Raw genomic sequence first — 21,229 nt, 5'->3', positions numbered from 1 at the left:
GAAGCCCGCGCCAAAGGCCGTACAGGCGCAGCGATCCGCAAACTCATCGATCTGCAGCCCAAAACCGCCGAAGTTGTCGCGGGGGATCGGGGGATTGAAACTCCGGTGGCCGAAATTGCGGCGGGCGATCTGATCCGGGTGCGCCCGGGAGGGCGGATTGCGGTTGACGGTATGGTGACCTCGGGGTCTTCCTTTGTTGATGAAAGCATGCTGAGCGGTGAGCCGGTGCCGGTTGAGAAACAGGCCGGGGCTGAGGTCTCGGCCGGGACGGTGAATGGTGCAGGAGTACTTGAGTTCCGCGCCACCCATGTAGGACGCGACACTGCTTTGGCGCAGATCATCCAGATGGTGGAGCAGGCCCAGGGGGCCAAGCTGCCGGTGCAGGGGCTGGTGGATCGGATCACGCTTTGGTTTGTCCCGGCGGTGATGGCGGTGGCGCTGCTGACCGTGCTGGCCTGGTTGCTCTTGGGGCCTGCGCCAGCTCTGCCTCTGGCCTTGGTGGCTGGGGTTTCCGTGCTGATCATTGCCTGCCCCTGTGCCATGGGGCTGGCAACGCCGACTTCGATCATGGTGGGCATTGGTCGTGCCGCCCAGATGGGGGTGTTGTTTCGTAAGGGAGACGCTTTGCAACGGTTGCAAGAGATCAAGCTGGTGGCTTTGGACAAGACCGGGACACTGACTGAAGGCCATCCGGCACTGACCAATTTGCATCTGGCAGATGGGTTTGAACGCCGGGCAGTGCTGCGCTTGGTCGGCGCCGCCGAAGCGCAATCCGAACATCCCATTGCCAAGGCCCTGGTCGCGGCTGCTGGGCAGGATCTGCCCAGGCCTGAAACTGTGGAAGCGATCCCTGGGTTTGGGCTGCGGGCGCAGGTCGAGGGGCAGGAGATCCTGATCGGCGCGGCGCGGCTGATGCAGCGCGAGGGCATTGACTGCGCAGCCCTGCGCCCCAAGGCCGAGACTTGGGCAGCAGCGGGTGAGACACCTTTTTACGTAAGCCTCAATGGTGTGGCTGTGGCTGCCCTATCGGTGGCGGATCCGATCAAACCGGGCACCCCGGCGGCAATTCGCGCCCTGCAGGCAGAGGGCTTGAAGGTTGCCATGATCACCGGCGATGCCAAGGCAACAGCTCAGGCGATTGCTGCACAGCTCGGCATCGATGTGGTGCGGGCAGAGTGTCTGCCGGGGGATAAGGTCATTGCCTTGGAAGAGCTGCAAGATAAATTTGGCCCGCTGGCCTTTGTTGGCGATGGCTTGAACGATGCGCCGGCGCTGGCGGCGGCAGATGTGGGGCTTGCCATTGGCACCGGCACGGATGTGGCCATCGAGGCCGCAGATGTGGTTCTGGTCTCGGGTGATTTACACGCGGTTCTGGATGCCCTGACCGTCAGCCGCGCCACCCTGCGCAATATCCGCCAGAACCTCGGCTGGGCCTTTGGCTATAATGTGCTTTTGGTGCCGGTTGCAGCGGGGGTGCTCTATCCCTTTGGCGGACCACTTTTGTCGCCTGCCTTGGCGGCGGGAGCTATGGCGCTCTCCAGTGTCTTTGTGCTGAGCAATGCCCTGCGCTTGCATCGGCTGAAATCCAGCTTAGATGAAGAGGCAGAGGCGCCCACAACGGCCTCCCTGTCTGTTAGTCCCGCCGAATGAACTGGCAAAACACGAGGTCCGCATGAATATCGGTGATGTTTCAACCCGCTCGGGCCTGCCGGCCAAGACCATCCGCTACTACGAGGATATCGGCCTGATCAAACCGCATCGCAGCGACAATGGCTATCGCTGCTTTGCCGAGGCTGACCTGCACAAGCTCGCCTTTTTGGGCCGCGCCCGGGCGCTGGGCTTTACCATCGAAGACTGCCGCATGCTGATGGCGCTTTATGAAGACAAAAGCCGCGCCAGCGGCGATGTGAAACAGCTCGCACAGGACCATCTGAGCAAGATCGAGACCAAGATTGCCGATCTGCAGGCCATGCGCGACACCCTGACCGAGCTGGTCCACTGCTGCGCCGGTGATAGTCGCCCCGATTGCCCGATTCTAAAGGATCTCTCGGGCAAGGTTTGAATTCAGGACCGATTGCTGAGGAATGACTGAACAGGCCCTCTGGCCCGTTCAGAAAGCAAGCCCAACAGGCTCAACTGGCACGCAATCCAAGGATCTCGCGGGCCTGCTGCCAACTGGCAACGGGGCGCTGGTATTTCTCGCACAGATCGACTGCCCGTTGCACCAGGGCCGCATTTGACGGCGCCAGGGTCTCGCGGTTCAGACGCAGGTTATCCTCCAGGCCGGTGCGGGTATGACCGCCTGCGGCGATTGCCCATTCGTTGATCTGGATCTGGCCCGGGCCGATACCGGCGCCACACCATTCGGCCTCAGGTGCCAGGCGCTCGACGGTTTTGATGTAGAAATCAAAAGTCTCGCGGTCGACAGGCATAGCGTTTTTCACGCCCATGACAAACTGCACATAGAGCTTGCCAGTGATGCGCTCGTCGCGGTTCATCTTTACCGCCTGATGGATATGGCTGAGATCAAAGGCCTCGATCTCGGGCTTGACCTCATACTGGCGCATCTCGCTGGCCAGCCAGTCCACCAGTTCCGGGGGGTTCTCGTAGACGCGGGTGGGGAAGTTGTTGGAGCCAACCGAGAGCGAGGCCATATCGGGGCGCAGGGACAGCATACCGCCGCGTTCCTGACCGGCGCCCGAGCGCCCACCGGTGGAGAGCTGCACGATCATGCCGGGGCAGTGTTTGTTCAACCCTTCCAGCAGCAGGCCAAAGCGTTCAGGATCGGAGGTGGGTGTCTCATCATCGTTGCGCACATGGCAATGGGCAATCGAGGCTCCGGCCTCAAAGGCTTCTTGGGTGCTCTCGATTTGTTCGGTGATGGTGGTAGGCACTGCCGGATTGTGCTCCTTGCGGGGCACAGATCCGGTGATGGCAACGCAGATGATGCAGGGCTTACCCTGAGAGGAGGTGGTCATAGCGGCTTCCTTAGATGTCAAAAAAGACGGTCTCGTCTTCGCCCTGCAGGCGGATATCGAAACGATAGACCGTTTGGCCGTCACGTTCACTGCGTTTTGCAATCAGCGTTTGGCGGCGCTTTTCCCACTCAATCACATTGATTACCGGGTCAGCGGCGTTGGCCTCGGCCTCATCGTCAAAATACAGCCGGGTATTGAGCCCCACATTGATGCCGCGGGCCACGATCCAAAGATTGATATGCGGTGCCATCCTCTGGCCATTACGCCCCACAAGGCCGCCGGGTTTCACGGTGTCAAAACCCCATTCACCGGTTTCAAAATCGGTGATGACACGGCCCCAGCCGCGAAAACCCTCTTCGACGGTCTCGTGGCCTGCATGTTCGGGATGCGGGTAGATACCATCGGCATTGGCCTGCCAGACCTCGAGCAGCACATCCTTGACCGGGGAGCCAATGCCGTCAATGACCAGACCTTCGACGCGGATCCGCTCTCCTTTGGCATTGGGGCCAGCGATATCCTGGCCCAGCTCCTGATCGTAGATTTCAAACCCCGCCGCACCGGGGGCCAGGCCGATATGCACATAGGGACCGGCGGTCTGGGAGGGCGTTTCTTTCAGATAGTTCAGATCTTGTGTCATCAGTTTCCCTCCAGCCGGTTTTCAAACAGGGTTGAACGGCGGCCGCGCAACACGATGTCAAATTTATAGGCGATGGTGTCCAGCGGAATGGTGGCATTCATGTCCAGCCGCGAGATCAATTGGTCAACCGCTGCCGGGTCGGGGATGGTCGCTACGATCGGGCAGGTTTTCACCAGCGGGTCGCCCTCAAAATAAAGCTGGGTGATCAGGCGCTGGGCAAAGCCGGAGCCAAAGACCGAGACATGGATATGCGCCGGGCGCCAATCATTGACCCAGTTGCGCCAGGGATAGGCGCCGGGTTTCACGGTGCGGAAATAGTAGTAGCCATCTGCGTCGGTCATGGTGCGTCCACAGCCGCCAAAATTGGGGTCAATCGCCCCGAGATAGCTGTCTTTTTTGTGCCGGTAGCGGCCAGAGGCATTGGCCTGCCAGATTTCGACCAGCGTATTGGGCACCGGGCGGGCATTTTCATCCAACACCCGACCATGCACAATGATGCGCTCGCCAATCGGGCTTTGATCGGGCTGGGCGTAGTTGGACAACAGGTCATTGTCCACCGGCGTCAAATCGCCATGGCCAAAGCGCGGGCCGGTGATCTCGCTGGGGGTGTTCTCGAGGCTGATCAGCGCCAGCTTGGGGGACCGCGCCACTGAGGTCTTGTAATCCTTGTCATAGGCCGGGGGGTGCCAGCGACGGTCGCGCTGGTAAAACTCACCTTGTTTTAGTGGTGTCTTGCTCATGGTTTGGTTCCTCCTCAGGCCTTGGTTGCGGCGGCCTCAGATTCCATTTCCGCATAGGTTTGTTTTGCCAGTTTCAACGCGTGATTGGCGCGGGGCACCCCGGCATAGATCGCCACATGTTGAAAGGCTTCCAGCACATCCGATTTGCTGGCGCCAGTGCGGGCGGTAGCGCGGATATGCATCGGAATTTCGTCAAAATTCCCCAGAGCTGCCAGCAGCGCGAGGGTCAGCATCGAGCGTTCACGCGAGGCTATGGCATCCGAAGACCAAACCGTCCCCCAAGCCCCCTCGGTGATCAGGGTTTGAAAGGCCTCATCCATCTCGGTCTTGGCGGCCTCGGCACGGTCCACATGGGCATCGCCAAGAACGGCGCGGCGGGTCACCATGCCCTGATCATATCTGCTGTTGCTCATTTGGCGTTGTCCTCTGTCGGTGAGTTTCAGCAGTATCGCATATCAAAAATGAGCTGTATAATGCGAAATCTAACATGTTTGCATGGCCAGATTGATATGCTTTTGTCTTCTCAGCTCAAATTGCGCCACCTCGAAGTCTTTGTCGAAGTAGCGCGACAATCCAGCGTGACCCAGGCCGCAGAGGCGCTGGGCATGACCCAGCCTGCCGTGACCCGTGCCCTGCGCGAACTGGAGGCGGTCTGTGGCAAGCCTTTGGTTGAACGCCATGGTCGCGGCATTCGCCTGTCGTCTTATGGGGAGATGTTTCGGCATCACGCAGGGAGAAGCCTGGCGCTGGCCCGCGACGGTGTGGCTATGCTGCAGGGGCTGGAAGCGGGGGAGGGGCCGCGCCTGTCCATTGGCGCCTTGCCCACAGTTTCCGCAACACTTGTACCGGACGCGCTGGCAGAGTTGCAGGCCGGCATGGCCCGTAGTCGGTTTTCAGTTGTTACCGGCGACAATCACTATCTGTTGGATCGGCTACGCCGGGGCGATCTGGATCTGGTGGTGGGCCGTTTGCCGGCGCCGGAACGCATGGTTGGCATTGATTTTGAACCGCTGTTTCACGAAAGCGTCGCGGTGGTTGTGGCAGCAGATCACCCCTTGGCCAGTCTGACACATCTCCCGACGGAAGCCTTGCAAAATTATCCGGTGCTGATGCCCTCGCCGGGATCCATCATTCGGCCTTTGGTGGAACAGATGTTCCTGGAACAAGGCCTGATGATGCCCCAGGCCCCGATCGAGACGGTATCGGCCACTTTTGGTCGGCGCTATGTGTTGGATCACGGGGCGATCTGGTTCATCAGCCAGGGGGTGGTGCGCGCAGATCTTGCCAGTGGAGAGATGCGGAAATTGCCAGTGGACACCAGCAGCACCAAAGGGCCGGTGGGGCTATGCATGCGCAGCGAACATCAACTTTCAGAGCTTGGGGTGCGGTTTTGCGCCCATTTGCGGCAGCTGTGTGAACCCCTGGCCTAGGCCGCAGGAGAGGCCCCGAGGCTGGCCAGCGCCATGCTGCTGATGTCACGCGCAATGGTGTCGATGAATTCCTGTGAGGCGCCCCGTTCGGGACGGAACCAAAACACCGGCGAATTGAGAATCAGCAAGAGACCAGAGACCGCGACCTTCAGATTTCGAGCTTCAAAGCTGCCCTCGGCAATGCCACGTGCAACTTCGGAGTGGAACAAAAGCTCATATTGGCGCTGGCCGCAGCGCACTTTTGTTTGAAGTTCACGTTCCACGTCACTCATCGCTTTGACTTCAGTGCCGCCGGTATAGGTCTGTAGGATGACCTTGTGATAGGCCAGCGAGTTCAGCACTTCGTAGATATGGCTGCGGGCCATCTTGTCGAGCGATTTGATCGCTGGAAGGCTGGTGTCGATGACCTGTTCCACGGCACGATGAGTAAAACCGGCTGCCCGCAGTTGCACCGCTGCCAAGAGCGCGCCCTTTGAAGGAAAATGGTGGTAAATCCGCCCCTTGGTGGATCCCAGCTTTGCCGCAATATCATCCACCGAGGCGCTTTCGGCGCCCAGCGTCATAAAGCAATGGGCGGCAGCATCCAGGATTTCGCTTTTGGAGGTGCTGATCTGCTCTAACATCAAAACTCTGCCGGTCATTCACATTGGGTCTCGCCTATCAGAGAGCCCTGTTGATAGGCAATGCCTCGCGAAGATGCGCAGCGCGGGGCGGGCGAAGTGTCACCGCCAGTCAAGTGGCTAGGCGCATTGGGGAAGCTGTGCTGACCAATATGGGAATGCTCGTCAGGGCACATAAGAGTCACCTCCAGAGCCGCCTAGCGGGTATGGAGCGGACCCGATCCTAGAATCAGCCTAGGGGGCCAGAGGCGCAAAAAATAGGCACTTTTTGCCACTTTGACGCTGGGTCTCGCCAATTGACAGGTCAAAAACATACTCATTAGTCTGTTTTTAGACGCTTGGGATTCCACCGCTTGAGGAGGCGCCGTGGAAATTCGTCAAAAAAGCGCAAAGGCCCGGATCATACTGGGCGAGGAACCGTTCTTTAGGAGCGGGGGGAGGAAAATTTGGAAGTATTGCAGCTCTTGGTCAGTGGGCTTGCGAATGGCTGTGTCTACGGCCTGATCGCGCTTGGGTTCGTGTTGATCTACAAAGCCACCGAGGCGGTGAATTTCGCCCAGGGTGACTTCATGATGATCGGGGCCTTTGTCAGCCTTGGTCTCACCAATGCGGAATATATGAACCTGCCGTTCTGGATCGCCGCACCCCTGACGATTTCGATCATGGCGGTCTTTGGCTACCTGCTGGATCTGTTCGTGTTGCGCCATCTTTTTGGCCAGAACCAGACAGCGGTGGTGATCCTGACAATCGCCATGGGCTTTGTGCTGCGCTTTATTGCCGGCATCATCTGGGGCCATGAGCCGCAGACATTGGAAAGCCCGCTTGCCTTGGGGGATCTCCATATCGGCGGCGTTGTGCTGGGGATGGCCGATGTGGCCATCATCGTGGTGACCTTCCTGATGACCTGGTTCCTGTACCAGTTCTTCCAGCGCACCAAGCTGGGACTGGCGATGCAGGCTGCAAGTCAGAACCAGATGGCGGCCTATTTCATGGGTATCCCGGTAAAACGGGTGCAGGGGCTGATCTGGGGTCTGTCCGGTGCTACGGCGGCCGTTGCCGGTATCCTGTTTGCCTCCAAAGGGGCGATTGATCCTAATGCGGGTCTTTTGGGGATCAAAGCCTTTGCGGCAGCGGTGATCGGCGGCTTCGGCTCGTTGCCCGGTGCCCTTGCGGGGGGTCTGATCGTTGGGGTGATCGAGCCTTTTGCTGCGCGTTACTTTGCGGCTGGCTACTCTCAAATCGCGCCCTATGCCCTATTGCTGGCTGTGCTGATCTTCAGACCTCATGGTCTGTTCAGCCAGGTCCGCGTGAAGAAGGTATAATCTCATGCGTATTCATTTCAAAACATCCTACCAGCACGATATTCGCCTGTTCCCGGATCGTTGGACCCTTTGCGTATACGGCGCGCTTTTGGCACTGGCCTTTGCGCTTCCCTATCTGATCGGCGAGTTCTATCTCGGCGAGGTCACCAATGTTCTGATCTGGGCCATCGCGGGCCTTGGCCTGATGTTGCTCACCGGCCAGACAGGTCAGGCAAGTCTGGGTCATGCGGCCTTTCTGGCGATTGGTTGCTATGCCAATACCATCCTGATCGAACAGGGCGTGCCCTTTATCATCGCCTTCCCGCTGGCGGGGATCATCACCGGCTTTGTCGGTCTGCTGATTGCCATTCCGGTGCTGCGCCTGCATGGGATCTATCTGGCCATTGCCACCATTGCCCTGTCAGTTCTGGCAGATGACATCATCGTGCTGACAGAACATTGGAGCGGCGGTGTGTCGGGTAAATTCCCGGAGATGATCAATATCTTTGGCTTTGAGATCGAACGCTGGTCAATGCCTTCCCGGTTCTACTATCTGGTTTTGGTTGTCACCATCGCCTGCACCCTGTTCTACCGCAACCTGCTGCGTTCGCCCCTCGGCCGCGCCTTTGCCGCGGTGCGCGACAGCGAAGTCTCGGCCACTGCCATGGGCGTGCATATTGCCCGCACCAAGGGCAAGGCCTTTGGTTTGTCCTGCATGATCACCGGCTGGGCCGGTGCCCTGATGGGCTACTATGCGGGGACCTTCAACAACGAGACCTTTAGCCTGGTGATTTCAATCACCCTGTTGATGATGATCGTGATTGGTGGGCTTGGTTCCATCCACGGAGCTTTCTTTGGAGCTATTGTGGTGGCCTTCCTGCCGCAGGCGCTGTCGATCCTGAAGGACAATGTTATCGGTAGCGGCGTTGCCATTCCGGGGCTGGAGACAGGCGTCTTTGGCCTGATCCTGATCCTGTTCATCCTGTTCGAACCCATGGGCATCTACGGGCGATGGCTTAAGATCCGCACCTGGTTTGAGCTGTTCCCCTTTGCGCGCAAGGACATGTTCCGTCGCCAGAAATCCTACCTGAAGACGGAGCGCCTGAGATGAGCCTTTTGGAAATCAACAATGCCACGCTCAAATTTGGCGGCGTGGTGGCGGTCAATGATCTCAGCTTCTCGGTTGAGGAGGGCGAGGTCTATGCCATCGTCGGTCCCAATGGGGCAGGCAAATCCACCGCCTTCAACCTGATCTCGCGGTTCTATGAACCCTTCGCCGGTACGTTCAAATTTGATGGCAACAACCTGCTGGAGCGGGATGCTGATCAGGTAGCTGACCTTGGCATTGCCCGAACCTTTCAGAATATCGAACTGTTCGAACATGCCACCGTGTTGCAAAACCTGCTGGTCGGGCGGCATCGCCACCGCAAAACCACGCTTTTGGAAGAGTTGTTCTTTACTCCCCGTGTGCGGCGCGAAGAAGAGCGCCACCGCGAGGCGGTTGAGGAGGTGATCGACTTCCTCGACCTGCAGCCCTACCGCAATAAGATGATCGCCGGTCTGCCCTACGGGGTCCGCAAGGTGGTCGAATTGGGCCGGGCCCTGGCCTCGCAGCCGCGTTTGCTGTTGCTGGATGAGCCGGCCTCGGGGCTTTCGGTTGAGGAAACCCAGGACATGCGTTGGTGGATTGACGACATCCGCAAACAGATGGGGATCACCGTTTTGATGGTGGAACATGACATGGGGTTGGTTTCCGGCGTGTCTGACAGGGTTCTGGCCCTGGCGGATGGGGCCAAACTGGCCGAGGGCACCCCGGCAGAAGTGCAGGCCAACCCGGCCGTCATTGAAGCCTATCTTGGCGCGGGGGCAGTCTGATGAGTGAAGCTTTGCTGGAAATCAAGAACCTCGAGAGCTTTTACGGGCCGATCATGGCTATCCGCGGAGTTTCGCTAAAGGTGGACCGGGGACAGATTGTCACCGTTCTCGGCGCCAATGGCGCGGGGAAATCGACCCTGCTGAAAACCATCTCTGGCATCATGGATCCTGAAAAGGGCGAGGTGCTGTTCAACGGCAAGCCCATTCAGGGGCAGGAACCGCATCGCATTGTCGATCATGGCATCGTGCATGTCCCAGAGGGGCGCGAAGTATTCCCGCTGCTCACCGTGGATGAGAACCTGAGCCTTGGTGCCTATACCCGGTCTGACAAGGCCGAGATCGAGCGCGACCGCCAGATGGTCTTTGACTATTTTCCCATTCTGGCGGAACGTCGGACCCAGGAAGCGGGCACCCTGTCCGGTGGTCAGCAGCAGATGCTGGCGATTGGGCGCGGGCTGATGCTGCGGCCGCAGATCATGCTGTTGGACGAGCCCAGCCTCGGTCTGTCGCCACTGCTGGTGCAAGAGATCTTTACCATCCTGCGGCGGCTCAACAAGGAAGAGCATGTCACCATGATGCTGGTGGAGCAAAACGCCCGTATCGCCCTGGATCTCGCAGATGTGGGCTATGTGATGGAGATTGGCCGCATCGTAATGGACGGTTCTGCGGATCGCTTGATGGAGAGCGAGGATATCAAATCTTTCTATCTCGGCCATCAGGAAGAGGGCCAGCGTGGCGAGAAGCGCTGGAAACGCAAGAAAACATGGCGCTAGGAGGGGAAGAGATGAATATGCATGTCGGAGAACAGACTGGACCCGCCCAAATCGAGATCAATGGCGTCTCTTTCAACGCAGAACCGGGCCAACGTCCGGTTTTGGTAGATGGCTGTGACACCATCCCAAAGCTGTTTCAGACCCGCTGCATGACCTTGCAGGAGCGCACGGCGCACCGCGAAAAGGACATGGGGATCTGGAAGTCCTTCTCCTGGAGTACCTATTGGGAGCAGTCCAAATGGATTGGCCTAGGGTTGCTATCCCTCGGGATGGAGCGCGGCGAGGTTGTCTCGATCCTGAGTGAAGACCGCCGTGAATGGCTCTATACGGATATGGGGGTACAGGGGGCAGGCGGCATTGCCTCGGGTGTCTATACTACCGATTCCGCCACCCAGCTGGCCTATCTGGTCAATGACAGCGGTAGCCGTTTTCTGTTTGTCGAAAACGACGAGCAGTTGGACAAATACCTGGAGATTGCCGATCAGGTGTCGGATCTGGCCAAGGTGATCATCTATGACCGCGACGGGTTGCATGATCTTGAGCAGGACAAATGCATCTTTATTGATGAGCTGGTCGAACTGGGGAGGAGCTATGAGGTAAAGCACCCTGGTGCCTTTGAGGCCGAGATTGCCAAGTCAAAGCCCGAAGACACCGCGATGCTGATTTATACCTCGGGCACCACGGGCATGCCAAAGGGCGCCATGCTGGCGCATGAAAACATCATGGCTTCGATGGAGGCAGGCGCGCGGGCGCTGGCGGTGGATCCCACAGACGAACAGCTGTGCTTCCTGCCGCTTTGCCATATTCTGGAGCGCAATGTGTCGGTCTATTTCCCACTTGGCGCCTCCAGCACGGTGAACTTTGCCGAAAGCCCCGAGACGGTTTTTGACAATATGCAGGAGATCTCTCCGGCGACCTTCTTTGCGGTGCCACGGGTCTGGGAAAAGATCTATTCCCGCGTTCTGGTGCTGGCCCAGGAAGCCACACCCATGGGGCGCTGGGCCTTTCAGCGGGCGATCAAGGCGGGACAGGCGCGGGCGGAATATGTGATGTTCGGCAAGGAACCCCCTGCCGGTGTTGCCGCCAACTATGCATTTTGGGACTTCATGGTGCTGCGCAATCTGCGGCGGATGCTGGGCATGGACAAAATGCGCCGGGGCGGCACTGGTGCGGCGCCGATCTCACCGGAATTGCTGAAATGGTACTGGTCGATTGGGGTGCCGCTGATCGAAGGCTACGGCATGACTGAAAATGCCGGGATCTCCACCATCAATACCCTGGAGCACAACCAGCCCGGCACGGTTGGCCGTCCGGTTCCCGGTGTGGATCTGCGCATTGCCGAGGACGGCGAGATCCAGACCCTGGGGCTCAATAACTTTCAGGGCTATTGGCGCAACAATGAAAAAACCGCCGAAACCTTTACCCAAGATGGCTGGCTGCGCACCGGTGATGTCGGCCGGTTGGATGAGGCTGGCAATCTGACCATCACCGGTCGGATCAAGGACATCATCATCACCGCGGGCGGCAAGAACATCACCCCGGCCGAAATTGAAAGCCGGTTGAAGTTCAGCCACTACATTTCGGATGCGGTGGTGATTGGCGACCAGCGTAAATATCTGAGCTGTCTGATCATGATTGATCAGGAAAATGTTGAAAAATTCGCTCAGGACCGGAAGATACCCTTTAGTGACTTTGCCTCGCTCTGCGCCGCGCAGGAGGTGGTGGATCAGATCGGCCAGGAGGTGGAGGCCGTGAATAAGGACTTTGCCCGGGTGGAACAGATCAAAGACTTCCGCCTGATCAATGTGCTGCTCACCGCCGAGGACGATGAGCTGACAGCGACGATGAAGTTGAAACGAAGTTTTGTGGAGAAGAAACATAAGGCACTGATCGACGACATGTATTGACGGCGTGGGTAAACACGCTGCGAACCAATCCAGGGAGGAAATGGAAATGAAGAAATTTACATCCAAGGTGATGGCAGGCACGCTTATAGCCGGAGCTATGGCACTGGCAGCGGGCTCTGCCGCGCAGGCCGACAGCCAAGGCGTGACAGATAGCGAAGTGGTCTTTGGCTCGGTCAATGACCTCAGCGGTATCTTTGCTGCGGTTGGCGTTCCCGCCACCAATGGCGCCAATATGCGCTTTGCCGAGGCCAATGCTGCGGGCGGCGTTCACGGACGCCAGATCCGCTTTGTGGTTGAGGACAACGGCTACCAGATCCCCCGCGCGATGCAGGGCTACAACAAGCTATTGAACCGCGACAAGGTCTTTGGCATGTTGCTCTCGCTGGGCACGCCGATGAACATCGCAGGCTTCAAGCTGCTGGACCCTAAAGGCATTCCAAACGTTGGTCCCCTGTCTGCGGCGCGTCAAATGCTGCAGGATCCGGTCGAGAACAAATTTATCGGCTTCTCCAGCTACTACGATCAGGTCAAGGCTGGTGTGACCTATCTGGCAGGCGAGTTTGATGCCAAAGAAGTCTGCTCCATGTATATCCCCTCGGATTTTGGCAAGGAGATCAAGGAAAGCGCCGAAGAGACCGCCGCTGCCTTGGGTCTGACCTTTGCAGCTGAGACCAGCCACAAACCGGACGAGCTGGACTTTGTTGGCTCTCTGACCAAGCTCAAGGCCGCTGGTTGTGATGTGATCGCAATGGGCCTGGGTGTGCGCCAGGGCATCACTGTTGTTGGCACCGCCAAGAAACTGGGCTGGACCGACGTCAAGTTCCTCAATACTTCGGCTGGTTTCCTGGGCGTGGTTGCCGCTGTTCCGGGTGGCGTGACCGAGGGTCTGTATGCCTCTGCCGGTTGGGTTGACCTGATTGCCCGCGCCGAAGACGAGGCTCCGGCCAAGTTCATCGCAGATTATGAAACTGCCTTTGGTCATCCGGCCAGTGGGTTTGCCATGCTGGGCTATTCGGCCGCCGACACTGTGATCCGTGCGCTTGAGGCCGCAGGTCCCGATTTGACACAGGAGGCCTTTGTCAAAGGTATGGAGAGCCTCCAGTATCATGATGCGCTCACCGACACTGATATTTCCTACAGTGCCGATGACCACCGCGGCGCCGACGATATCGTCATCTCGATCGTTGAAGGCGGCAAGTGGAAAGAGTTGAGCCGTCAATAAGGCGACTAATCTCCCTTTGCTGATCTGAAGGCATAACATCTGATAGAGGCCCGGTGCATAAATCCATGCGCCGGGCCTTTTGCTGTGATCCATGTCGCCTGGGACGTCGAGCCGCTTGCTCCCATGCTCTATTCGCTGCTATAAATTCGCATGTGAGAATGTAATGAGCCCTGATCACTACGGCTGGGTCAAATAGGAGGAAGACATGACAGTGAATCGTCGCGCGGTTATTGCCGGTTTGACAGCAGGGCTGCTGCTGCCCCGGTTTGCCTTTGCTGCAGACCTCAGCCTGGGGGATATGCGGGTGGAGACGCTGTCTGACGGCCACCTGACGCTGCCACGATCCATGCTTTTTGCCGGGCTGGAGCCGGAAGCAGTTGACGACATCCTGCAGGCATGCGGTGTGGCCAAGGGGGCAATACTGCCGCCCATCAATGTCACGCTTTTGCGCCACGAGGGACGCGTTGTGCTGTTTGACGCGGGCTCGGGTCCTAGTTTTCAGGCCTCTGCCGGGCAGTTGGCACTGGCGCTGGAGGTAGTGGGCATCTCTCCTGAGGAGGTCACGCATGTGGTCTTTACCCATTGCCACCCAGATCACCTATGGGGGGTCCTGGATGATTTTGACGATCCGCTGTTCCCAAATGCGGAGTATCTGTTGGGACAGGGGGAATGGGACTATTGGTTCGATCCTAACACCGCCAGCACAATCGCTGGTGAGCGGGCCTCAATGGCCGTTGGCGCGCACCGTCGCCTGGAGGTGATCGAAGACCGCGTCACCCGGTTTCGCGCCGGAGACGAGATCTTGCCTGGGGTGCTGGCCCATGCCAGCTTTGGTCACACGCCGGGACATATGTCCTTTGAGCTGCGGTCGGGCACTGAGAGCCTCCTGATCGGCGGTGACGCCATTGGCAATCACCATGTCAGTTTTGCAGAGCCGAGCTGGCCGATTGGGACCGACCAGGACGCAGAGGCCGCGGCCCAAACGCGCCTGCGGCTGCTGGATATGCTGGCGTTGGATCAGATGCAGCTGATTGGCTACCACTTGCCCAAAGGTGGCATTGGCAGGGTTGAACGACAGGGCAGTGGATTTCGGTTTGTCGCCGGTGTGGACATATAGCAGCCTAGGGTTGTTTATGAAGTGGCCTGTATTACAATGCCTTCATTGAGTCTCATCGTGGAACGTAATTGCCCGCCGGTGGAAATGGCAAAAGTCACTCTTTTGGGGTGGCTGAAAAACAATCGCTCCCATTTTATGTTGCCTTATTTTTTCACGGGGTGATGCATGGGGCCTGGCCGTTCTTCTTGCGCCGGCCTGCGGAGATGTTTTTGCGGTTTGTTTTGGTGGTCTTGGGTGATCTCGGAACCGTAAAAGTCTCTTTTTTTAATACACAGAGCAGAGCGACTCAGTCAAAAAAAGAGGAGAAAGAGCATAGGAAAATGGGCGTGTAGAGTAATGTGTCTTGGTTTCCCTGAAGGTAGGGCTAGGATTTGAGACAGATATTTTCATCAAGTCTCCCTTGGAAAAACACAGTGGGCAGGGCTAGTCGCTTGATTGGAGGTGACTTTAGCAAAGGGTTGTTAATTGGTTAATATTCGCAACTGAGGCGTTAATAAGGTGGCAGGACTTTTATTGGTGTTTTTCATTTACAATTCAGGGGGGTATTGCTGTAGTTTAATTGTGACGTAATTTCCTTGGGGTTGTGTTGTGAGTATTTTGTTACGCGTTGGCCGGTTCGGGGCCTTCAATGTTGCAGATGGCGATGGAACGGCGATCCCATTGGGCGCAAAACATCAGGCGCTTTTAGCTTTGCTTTGCACGGCGGAATCGGGGGTTCGAACCAGGGCGTTTCTGGAACAAACCCTTTGGAGCTTGGCACAGCCCGAGCAGGCCAAGGCCAGTCTGCGCACTGCTCTGTCGACCCTGCGGCGCCACCTTGGACCCCAGACCGCAGAGGTGATCACGGCCAATAGGGAACGTGTCATCCTTGATCTTGGCAGGGTAGCGTTTGACGATAGCCTTGGAGAAGCCGAATTCATGGAAGGATTCGAGCTGCCCTATGAGGCCAGTTTTGCCAGGTGGCTGCAGCAGACCCGTTTGGATATCTCCCGTAAAACCTCTGGGCCAGATAGGCCGCCGCAACCCGCTGGACGCCTACGCCATGAGGCACTGTTACCCTTGATTGCGGTCCTGCCCTTTGCGCAATTGGCCCCTGGGGAGGATACCTCGCCACTGGGATCGCTGATTTCGGAGGAGTTGTCGCGCAGCCTGGCGCGTAGTCAGGCCTTTGCCGTGACCTCTTACCTAGCGTCGCGTCAATTCGATTTGAACCGGGTGCGTCCTTCAGAAGTCTCGGCCATTGCCGGTGTGAAATATTTGGTCTCAGGATCGGTTCGGGCCAATGGTCAGGTCATGTCAGCCGAGATCGAGCTGCACGACGCCGAACGCGAACAGGTGATCTGGTCCCGCCATTTCGAAGGGCCCCTGAACGACGTGCTGGCAGGGACGAGTGAGGCCCTGCGCGAGGCGACCCGCCAGATAGGACAAACCCTGGTGGGCGAGGCGGTGCGGATTGCCGGTTTCAAGCCGCTTCCCAGTCTCGAAGGGCATATGCTGCTGATGGCGGCGATCTCTATGATGCAGGAAATGACACCAAAACGGTTTGGCCGTGCACGTGACATACTAAAGGTGCTGCTGGACCGGGACCCCAAGCATCCACTGGTCCTGACCTGGATGGGATTCTGGCATGTGTTGCGGGTTCAAAAAGGATTCTCTAGCGATCGTCGGGAGGATACCGAGCTTGCGACCCAGTTCGCCAGCTCAGCTCTGGAGGCCGATCCGTCGTTCTCCCTCGCCCATACCCTCAAGGGGGCGATTTCCAGCCATCTCCTGTTTGATTTCAAACAGGCGCAAACCTCTTATGATCTTGCCCTCAAAGACAACCCCAACGAAGCCCTGGCAATCCTGCTGAAAGGGGCTGCCTGGGCCTATCAGGGCCGTCCCATTGAGGCGGTGGAATTGACCGATGCCGCGCGGCGGCTAACCCCGCTGGGACCGCAGAAGTATTATTTTGACTCGGTGTCGGCCTTTGCCAATCTGTCGGCCCATAACTATGATCGCGCCATCGAATTGGCCAACCGCTCCCTGCAGGCGAATGCGGCCTATCCGGCCAGCCTGCGCACCAAGGCCATTGCCTTGCAATTGTTAGGCCGGTCCGGTGAGGCACGTGAGGCGGTTCATAGTTTGATGGTGGCCTCGCCCAGGTTCAACCTGTCCCGTTATCACCGGGAGCACCCTGCGGCGGCCTCGCGCGAAGGCAATGAATGGGCGGATGCCCTGAAACAGGCGGGAGTGCCGGCCTAATAGCCTAGGCAGGTCGTTAATCTCCGGTTGCGGAGTGGTTCCGGCTGCAGATAGGCTATCTGGTCTCTCACGGCGGTTAGTGTCAACTGGGTGCCATCTGGAGTGCCTCTAGGAAACCTCACCGCGGCTCCCTGTAGGAGGGCTACTCCCCTTTGGTTTGAAGCTGAGTTCCTAACGCAGCGTTTCTAGGCAAAGGGTTTTGCCCCTTGGCTAAAACCGCCTCTGTCCTTCCTCAAATTGCCCAGTATTCTAGGCCAAAGGCATACGGACCTTGGGCGGCTGTGTGGCCGTGCTAAGGGGAGATGTCGATGCGCAATAGAAACACAAGGAACTCCATCGATGAAGGCAATCACTTATCGCGCCTTTGGTGCCGCCGCAGAGGTTCTGCATCTCGAAAACCTGCCCGCTCCGGAGCCAAAAACTGGGGAGGTTCTGGTAGATGTGGCCTTTTCAGGCGTCAACCCATCTGACGTCAAGACCCGCACCCGTGGGCAACCCGGCCTGCAAGGGTTTCCCTGGGACTATATCATTCCACATAGTGATGGGTCCGGCGTCATTTCCGCCGTCGGCGCGGGAGTTTCTGACAGTCGCATCGGTGAGAGAGTCTGGATCTGGAACGGCCAATTTCGCCGCTCTTGTGGCACCGCGGCGCAGCAGATCGCTCTGCCATCAGAGCAAGCGGTGCCGCTGCCAGAGGGGGTGAGCCTAGAGGCCGGTGCAGTTCTGGGCATTCCCGGGCTGACGGCTTGCTTTGCGGTTTTTGGCCAGGGGGAGGTCTCTGGCAAAACGGTTTTGGTCCAGGGCGGAGCTGGAACCGTGGGCATCTTGGCCGTGCAATTGGCCAAATGGGGCGGAGCACGGGTGATTGCGACTTGTAGTGCCTCTGGCACAGACCGGGTTCTGCGCGCCGGAGCGGATGTGGTTCTGGACTACCGTGCCGATGATCTGGCCGAACAGGTTCTGGCAGCAAATGACCGCCTCCCGGTGGATTTGATCGTCGAGGTGGAATTTGGCTGCAACATTGAAACAGACTCCCAAGTGATCGCGGAAAATGGTCGTATCGCGGCCTATGGCTCAGCTGCTGAGATGTCGCCGACCCTGCCGTTTATGCCCCTGTTGTTCAAAGCCGTGACCGTGGAAATTATCCTCGTCTATCTGCTCACTCCGGCCCAACGGGCAGCGACCATAGCGCGTTTGCATGCCGCATTACTGGCTGACGCCTTGGATTTTGACATTCAAAAGATCTACGATATTTCAGAAGCTTGTGAGGCGCATGAAGCTGTAGAAGCCGGAGCGCGACAGGGGGCTGTTTTGATCCAGGCGGGGAAACAAGACGGCGGTTAGTGAGCTTGGAGGGGGGCAAGAGGAAAGGCGTTGAAAAAGTTTTTGGTTTTTTCGACAAACCCTCTTGCGCCCTTCCCAAACTCACACTAGAACGCCGCTCACTGATGGGGTGTGGCCAAGTGGTAAGGCAACAGTTTTTGGTACTGAAGATCGTAGGTTCGAATCCTACCACCCCAGCCAGTACTTTCCAGCCATAGACGTAAGAGCGACGGAGCCCAGACTGGCCCCAATCGCCCCCGGTTTCTGCCCCAGTGGTTTCGGCTACGGGTGAGGGCCAGCTTATGACGGGCACCCGACCCACCCGTTGACCCGGTAGCGGGTGTTCAGGGTGGAGCGGGACGTTGCTTTAGCGGCGGGAGAAGCCCAAGCCACAGATCAGAGCAGGTCGAAGTCCACCCCGTTGGCCCAGAAGTCCCAGTCGTCGCGCTTGTTATCCGCCGCTGACCCGTCGACCAGATGCTCGGGACGACAGCACCGCCGATTATGACAGCGATGGCGAACCACCGTCCTCTCATCCAATACCGCTCGGTTGACCACGCAGTAGACGAACCGCGCCGCCGCGACCTGCCGACCTCGGAACCGTATCTTTGGCCGGTTGATCGTCGCGGTGACCCAGCACCCGTTTTCATCGACGGTGGTTTGAGTTAGGAGGGAGGTAGTCAGGGAGGAACAACATGGAAGACGTCGACCAGTGGCTACAAGTGCATCGTCCTGCTTGCGGAGAAGTCAGCTCCAAGCTGAAAGATGCTATAGCGGAATTCGTTTTGGTGTGGAGCCTCTTCGAACACATGGTCCTCACCCCTGCCAATGATCGACTACACCGAGAGGCCGCTCTGGTGCCAGAAGGGTACGTAAAGAATAACTACGACCTGATTGAAGAGGCGGCGCTACGTGGAGTCGCCAACATAGCCCGTGCACCGGTATTTCAAGAAGCCTTTGCCTATCATCGAACTCGGACCTTTGATGGCGTGAATTTCTCAGAGCACCTAGACCATCTAATTGAAGAAGGGAAACCTTCCAGAGCCAGAATAAAGGCGATTTACGACGGCACACACACTGGATACCGGGCTGAGATAGCTGCCCTCCTGCACGTTGCGTACTGTTTGCGCACCAATCTCATTCATGGATTTAAATGGGCGTCCGGTTTGCAGAACCAAGAAGATAACTTTCGCCATGCTACCCAGGTCCTCATGCTCGCTATAGACAATCCAGCCTAGCGGGTTCCGCTTCGTTCCCTTCCATTTCGATCGGCCTTGGCAGAGGTCAAACCGCCATATCTTCAGGGCTTTCCAGAGCACCCCGAACACCCGAATTCTTCCAGGGCACTCTTATAGAGAGAACACACGGATTTATCGCCGATTTCACTGCCCACACCACTTTCTAGGTCCGGCTCTCCTCAGGGCATGAAACATCAATCGGCGGCATGAATGATTGGAAAATCATAATCATGACGAGCAACACGCAACCTGCACCTGGAACCGAAACCACTATCCAAGATCTGGCCAAGGCCTACGGAAACCAGATCGTCCGCCGCGATAACAAGTTCTACGATATCGACCACCTAGGAACCCCGCTTTCCCGCAACGACGTCGAGATGATGGTGCTGAACCGGATCCGCGAAGAACATCCTCAGGCCCAGCTGAGCAACGAGGTCCTGAAGGGCCTGTTCAAGCTGCTGATCGAGACACGCCACACAGACACCCAACGGGCCTTTCAGGTCTGGAATGGCACGACGGTGAGCGAACCCGGCAACGCAAATCGGCTGATCAGCTCACGCGGGGCGGTCTCGGCCAATGTCTGGTCTGAACCTGAGTATCGTCGCGCTCGCGTCAATGCTGCGGACCCTGGCGTGGTTGGAGAATTCTTCGACGCTTTCTTCCCGCGCGCTGCCGACCGGGAGCAATTTCTGAACTGGCTGGCATGGTGCCTACAGAACGAGGCCGATAAGCCAGCCTGGGCTCCCTTCTTCTATTCTCGGAGCAAGGGCACAGGAAAAAGCACGACCTGTCGTGTGCTATCGGAGCTCTTCGGGGCGGCGAACACTGCTGTTCAGAACAACATCAGCAAGCTGACCCAGCAGTTTAACTCGACGGTACTGACCAGTAAGCTAGTCGTCTGCGAGGAAACTCAGATCAAGCCGGGGTCTACTCAGGCTAACGCCCTGAAGACCTTTATCACCGATCCGTTTGTTCTTGTTGAGCGAAAAGGATTTGAGGCTGAACGGGCACGGCAGACGTGCTGCTTCGTGTTCACCTCCAACTTCGCTCCGACTTGGATGGAGGAAGGCGAGCGGCGCTACTACGTCATGGATGTCGATCACGACGGTCGATCGGGCGGGGCGAACGCTGATGGTTTCGCCGCCTTGGTTGGTCAGGTGCATCAGTTTCTGGACGATCCAGCAAACGTCGGGCGGTTGTACAACGCTCTGATGCAACGCCAACTACCAGAGGGCTTCAGCGCCAAGAGCCTGAACATTGCGCAGCTATCGACCCCGATTATGCAACGCCTGCAGCAGACCAGCCGCCAGACTATCGTTGACCAGCTGGAAGAGCTGCTGAACGAGCGCGGGTTGGTCGTGCTTCCTGAGGCTGATGTTGTTCAGTTCGTTCGGAAACACCTCAACGCCAACATGAACCAAACCAAACATCTCATGGACGACCTGGAATGGCAGAAAACCAAGGTCAAATGGGGTGGCAAAGATTATGCTCGCGCAATCTGGGTTCGCCCCGGATTTACGATCGAGCGTGGCTGGATCTATGGGCCTGACTTCGAGGCGGAACGCGTTAGCGACTATCTCGAACGAAACGACCCATTGAGAGATATGGACGTGCTGTGAGTGAGCACTTTACCTTCAGAGATGACTGCGAGATCTGGCTGCAGGACATCATGGATTCTAACTACGAGGAGGCCCTTTCGAGGGTCACCTCCCTCCTAACTCAAACCACCGTCGATGAAAACGGGTGCTGGGTCACCGCGACGATCAACCGGCCAAAGATACGGTTCCGAGGTCGGCAGGTCGCGGCGGCGCGGTTCGTCTACTG

At 57.9% G+C, this 21,229-nt stretch carries 21 protein-coding genes and 1 tRNA gene; 16 read left to right on the top strand and 6 right to left on the bottom strand.

Features of this window, described 5'->3' with window-relative positions:
• Together ABJP42_RS11785 and cueR are read left to right on the top strand one after the other, a co-directional pair.
• Nucleotides 1-1,650, top strand: a 1,650-nt coding sequence (locus ABJP42_RS11785; protein WP_348340543.1) for a copper-translocating P-type ATPase, incomplete at its 5' end; no start/stop codon positions are given.
• A gap of 22 nt (nt 1,651-1,672) precedes the next feature.
• Nucleotides 1,673-2,062, top strand: a complete 390-nt coding sequence (gene cueR, locus ABJP42_RS11780) for a Cu(I)-responsive transcriptional regulator (protein ID WP_348340541.1) — start codon at nt 1,673-1,675, stop codon at nt 2,060-2,062.
• Nucleotides 2,063-2,132: 70 nt separating this feature from the next.
• Here the strand turns inward: cueR and ABJP42_RS11775 are convergent, their stop codons facing one another.
• From ABJP42_RS11775 to pcaC, 4 genes are read right to left on the bottom strand one after another with little or no spacing between them, the layout of a single operon-like run.
• Nucleotides 2,133-2,978: a 3-oxoadipate:acetyl-CoA acetyltransferase gene (locus ABJP42_RS11775; RefSeq protein ID WP_348340539.1), complete on the bottom strand. Its 846-nt coding sequence runs from the start codon at nt 2,976-2,978 to the stop codon at nt 2,133-2,135.
• Between the two features lie 10 nt (nt 2,979-2,988).
• A complete protein-coding gene (gene pcaG, locus ABJP42_RS11770; RefSeq protein ID WP_348340537.1) occupies nt 2,989-3,615 on the bottom strand; it encodes a protocatechuate 3,4-dioxygenase subunit alpha in 627 nt (208 codons plus the stop codon).
• The gene (gene pcaH, locus ABJP42_RS11765) at nt 3,615-4,355 is read right to left on the bottom strand and encodes a protocatechuate 3,4-dioxygenase subunit beta (protein WP_348340535.1); all 741 of its coding nucleotides are present in this window, start codon (nt 4,353-4,355) and stop codon (nt 3,615-3,617) included. Before pcaH ends, pcaG begins: the two co-directional genes overlap by 1 nt.
• A 14-nt stretch (nt 4,356-4,369) precedes the next feature.
• Nucleotides 4,370-4,768 carry a 4-carboxymuconolactone decarboxylase gene (gene pcaC, locus ABJP42_RS11760; RefSeq protein ID WP_348340533.1) on the bottom strand — a complete coding sequence of 133 codons (399 nt, stop codon included), beginning with the start codon at nt 4,766-4,768 and terminating at the stop codon, nt 4,370-4,372.
• Between the two features lie 96 nt (nt 4,769-4,864).
• Between pcaC and pcaQ the strand changes: the two genes are divergently transcribed.
• On the top strand, nt 4,865-5,785 hold the full coding sequence (gene pcaQ, locus ABJP42_RS11755) for a pca operon transcription factor PcaQ (protein ID WP_348340531.1): 921 nt from the start codon (nt 4,865-4,867) through the stop codon (nt 5,783-5,785).
• On the opposite strand, the gene ABJP42_RS11750 is transcribed toward pcaQ, so the two are convergent.
• Nucleotides 5,782-6,426: a TetR/AcrR family transcriptional regulator gene (locus tag ABJP42_RS11750; protein WP_348340530.1), complete on the bottom strand. Its 645-nt coding sequence runs from the start codon at nt 6,424-6,426 to the stop codon at nt 5,782-5,784. The two genes, pcaQ and ABJP42_RS11750, sit on opposite strands and share 4 nt — an antisense overlap.
• A gap of 425 nt (nt 6,427-6,851) precedes the next feature.
• Here ABJP42_RS11750 and ABJP42_RS11745 point away from each other — a divergent pair, with 425 nt between their 5' ends.
• The 11 genes from ABJP42_RS11745 to ABJP42_RS11695 all read left to right on the top strand — a co-directional run bounded on the left by ABJP42_RS11745 (nt 6,852) and on the right by ABJP42_RS11695 (nt 18,368).
• A complete protein-coding gene (locus tag ABJP42_RS11745; protein ID WP_348340528.1) occupies nt 6,852-7,727 on the top strand; it encodes a branched-chain amino acid ABC transporter permease in 876 nt (291 codons plus the stop codon).
• A 4-nt stretch (nt 7,728-7,731) separates the two neighbouring features.
• Nucleotides 7,732-8,817: a branched-chain amino acid ABC transporter permease gene (locus ABJP42_RS11740; protein ID WP_348340526.1), complete on the top strand. Its 1,086-nt coding sequence runs from the start codon at nt 7,732-7,734 to the stop codon at nt 8,815-8,817.
• Nucleotides 8,814-9,581 (top strand): ABC transporter ATP-binding protein, encoded by a 768-nt coding sequence (locus tag ABJP42_RS11735; RefSeq protein ID WP_348340524.1) that lies wholly within the window; start codon nt 8,814-8,816, stop codon nt 9,579-9,581. The genes ABJP42_RS11740 and ABJP42_RS11735 overlap by 4 nt, the downstream gene beginning before the upstream one ends.
• Nucleotides 9,581-10,354, top strand: a complete 774-nt coding sequence (locus tag ABJP42_RS11730; RefSeq protein WP_348340522.1) for an ABC transporter ATP-binding protein — start codon at nt 9,581-9,583, stop codon at nt 10,352-10,354. Before ABJP42_RS11735 ends, ABJP42_RS11730 begins: the two co-directional genes overlap by 1 nt.
• Nucleotides 10,355-10,365: 11 nt before the next feature.
• On the top strand, nt 10,366-12,261 hold the full coding sequence (locus ABJP42_RS11725) for an AMP-dependent synthetase/ligase (protein ID WP_348340520.1): 1,896 nt from the start codon (nt 10,366-10,368) through the stop codon (nt 12,259-12,261).
• A gap of 46 nt (nt 12,262-12,307) precedes the next feature.
• The gene (locus ABJP42_RS11720) at nt 12,308-13,483 is read left to right on the top strand and encodes an ABC transporter substrate-binding protein (protein ID WP_348340518.1); all 1,176 of its coding nucleotides are present in this window, start codon (nt 12,308-12,310) and stop codon (nt 13,481-13,483) included.
• 205 nt (nt 13,484-13,688) lie between these two features.
• Nucleotides 13,689-14,600 (top strand): MBL fold metallo-hydrolase, encoded by a 912-nt coding sequence (locus tag ABJP42_RS11715; protein WP_348340516.1) that lies wholly within the window; start codon nt 13,689-13,691, stop codon nt 14,598-14,600.
• 107 nt (nt 14,601-14,707) lie between these two features.
• Entirely contained in the window at nt 14,708-14,932 is a 225-nt protein-coding gene (locus tag ABJP42_RS11710; protein WP_348340514.1) for a hypothetical protein, read from the top strand.
• Between the two features lie 256 nt (nt 14,933-15,188).
• On the top strand, nt 15,189-16,844 hold the full coding sequence (locus ABJP42_RS11705; protein WP_348340512.1) for a transcriptional regulator: 1,656 nt from the start codon (nt 15,189-15,191) through the stop codon (nt 16,842-16,844).
• A 339-nt stretch (nt 16,845-17,183) separates the two neighbouring features.
• Nucleotides 17,184-18,188: an NADPH:quinone reductase gene (locus ABJP42_RS11700; protein WP_348340510.1), complete on the top strand. Its 1,005-nt coding sequence runs from the start codon at nt 17,184-17,186 to the stop codon at nt 18,186-18,188.
• A 105-nt stretch (nt 18,189-18,293) separates the two neighbouring features.
• Nucleotides 18,294-18,368 (top strand) — tRNA-Gln (locus ABJP42_RS11695).
• 195 nt (nt 18,369-18,563) lie between these two features.
• Here the strand turns inward: ABJP42_RS11695 and ABJP42_RS20765 are convergent.
• Nucleotides 18,564-18,692, bottom strand: a complete 129-nt coding sequence (locus ABJP42_RS20765; RefSeq protein WP_490363218.1) for an HNH endonuclease — start codon at nt 18,690-18,692, stop codon at nt 18,564-18,566.
• A gap of 170 nt (nt 18,693-18,862) precedes the next feature.
• On the opposite strand from ABJP42_RS20765, the gene ABJP42_RS11690 reads away from it, so the two are divergent.
• Together ABJP42_RS11690 and ABJP42_RS11685 are read left to right on the top strand one after the other, a co-directional pair.
• Nucleotides 18,863-19,405 carry a hypothetical protein gene (locus ABJP42_RS11690; protein ID WP_348340508.1) on the top strand — a complete coding sequence of 181 codons (543 nt, stop codon included), beginning with the start codon at nt 18,863-18,865 and terminating at the stop codon, nt 19,403-19,405.
• A 206-nt stretch (nt 19,406-19,611) separates the two neighbouring features.
• Complete coding sequence (locus tag ABJP42_RS11685) at nt 19,612-21,024, top strand: primase-helicase family protein (protein ID WP_348340506.1); 1,413 nt, start codon at nt 19,612-19,614, stop codon at nt 21,022-21,024.
• The last annotated feature ends 205 nt before the right edge of the window (nt 21,025-21,229 follow it).

Source organism: Pseudophaeobacter sp., from assembly GCF_039971195.1.
GTDB lineage: Bacteria > Pseudomonadota > Alphaproteobacteria > Rhodobacterales > Rhodobacteraceae > Pseudophaeobacter.
This window is presented reverse-complemented; position numbering and strand designations above follow the sequence as displayed.

Coding starts and splice junctions, on each gene's coding strand:
- cueR (WP_348340541.1), top strand. CDS start 1,673: ATGAATATCGGTGATGTTTCAACCCGCTCGGGCCTGCCGGCCAAGACC.
- ABJP42_RS11775 (WP_348340539.1), bottom strand. CDS start 2,978: ATGACCACCTCCTCTCAGGGTAAGCCCTGCATCATCTGCGTTGCCATC.
- pcaG (WP_348340537.1), bottom strand. CDS start 3,615: ATGACACAAGATCTGAACTATCTGAAAGAAACGCCCTCCCAGACCGCC.
- pcaH (WP_348340535.1), bottom strand. CDS start 4,355: ATGAGCAAGACACCACTAAAACAAGGTGAGTTTTACCAGCGCGACCGT.
- pcaC (WP_348340533.1), bottom strand. CDS start 4,768: ATGAGCAACAGCAGATATGATCAGGGCATGGTGACCCGCCGCGCCGTT.
- pcaQ (WP_348340531.1), top strand. CDS start 4,865: ATGCTTTTGTCTTCTCAGCTCAAATTGCGCCACCTCGAAGTCTTTGTC.
- ABJP42_RS11750 (WP_348340530.1), bottom strand. CDS start 6,426: ATGACCGGCAGAGTTTTGATGTTAGAGCAGATCAGCACCTCCAAAAGC.
- ABJP42_RS11740 (WP_348340526.1), top strand. CDS start 7,732: ATGCGTATTCATTTCAAAACATCCTACCAGCACGATATTCGCCTGTTC.
- ABJP42_RS11735 (WP_348340524.1), top strand. CDS start 8,814: ATGAGCCTTTTGGAAATCAACAATGCCACGCTCAAATTTGGCGGCGTG.
- ABJP42_RS11730 (WP_348340522.1), top strand. CDS start 9,581: ATGAGTGAAGCTTTGCTGGAAATCAAGAACCTCGAGAGCTTTTACGGG.
- ABJP42_RS11725 (WP_348340520.1), top strand. CDS start 10,366: ATGAATATGCATGTCGGAGAACAGACTGGACCCGCCCAAATCGAGATC.
- ABJP42_RS11720 (WP_348340518.1), top strand. CDS start 12,308: ATGAAGAAATTTACATCCAAGGTGATGGCAGGCACGCTTATAGCCGGA.
- ABJP42_RS11715 (WP_348340516.1), top strand. CDS start 13,689: ATGACAGTGAATCGTCGCGCGGTTATTGCCGGTTTGACAGCAGGGCTG.
- ABJP42_RS11700 (WP_348340510.1), top strand. CDS start 17,184: ATGAAGGCAATCACTTATCGCGCCTTTGGTGCCGCCGCAGAGGTTCTG.
- ABJP42_RS11690 (WP_348340508.1), top strand. CDS start 18,863: ATGGAAGACGTCGACCAGTGGCTACAAGTGCATCGTCCTGCTTGCGGA.
- ABJP42_RS11685 (WP_348340506.1), top strand. CDS start 19,612: ATGAATGATTGGAAAATCATAATCATGACGAGCAACACGCAACCTGCA.